Source organism: Streptomyces millisiae (assembly GCF_031845425.1).
Taxonomy (GTDB): Bacteria; Actinomycetota; Actinomycetes; order Streptomycetales; family Streptomycetaceae; genus Streptomyces; species Streptomyces millisiae.
Genome location: NZ_JAVREM010000218.1, coordinates 1 through 513, shown reverse-complemented (window position 1 = coordinate 513; position 513 = coordinate 1). Strand labels below are relative to the sequence as shown.

The window sequence follows — 513 nt, the reverse complement described above, 5'->3', positions numbered from 1 at the left end:
CTCCATGGCCGGGCAGTGGGCCGGCATGGGCGGACTGATCCGCGCCGCCTCCACCGGCCGCTTCGCGACCCAGTACCTCTGCCGTGAACTCGGCCTGGAATTCCGGGCGTGGGAGAGCCCGGGCAGCGATCCCTGGCACCCCGGAAAGCTGGGCGAGCTGCCCCGGCTCGACCGGTGGTCGGCACGGGAGGACACCCGTTGATGAACGGCAGGACCCGTAACGCCCCCCGCGGGCCCAGGGAATCGATGATCATCATCGGCGCCGGTCTCGGCGGCCTCTCCACCGGCTGCTACGCGAAGATGAGCGGAGCCATGACCCGCGTCTTCGAGAAGCACGTGCTGCCCGGCGGCTGCTGCACCGGCTGGTCACGCGTCGGCTACCTCTTCTACTACTGCATCGAATGGCTCATCGGCACCGCGCCCGGCAACAACGCCCACCAGGTCTGGCGCGAACTGGGCGCACTCGACGGCAAGACCGTCACCAACTTCGAGCTTTTCAACAAGGTCGAGGAC

At 68.4% G+C, this 513-nt stretch carries 1 protein-coding gene and 1 pseudogene; both read left to right on the top strand.

The window, feature by feature from the left end; all coding sequences use genetic code 11:
* Positions 1–202 (top strand): annotated as a pseudogene (locus RNC47_RS36325) (NAD(P)/FAD-dependent oxidoreductase); the annotation flags it as partial.
* The coding region (locus RNC47_RS36320) for an NAD(P)-binding protein (RefSeq protein WP_311605134.1) at positions 202–513 on the top strand (312 nt) is incomplete at its 3' end. The pseudogene RNC47_RS36325 and the gene RNC47_RS36320, both read left to right, overlap by 1 nt.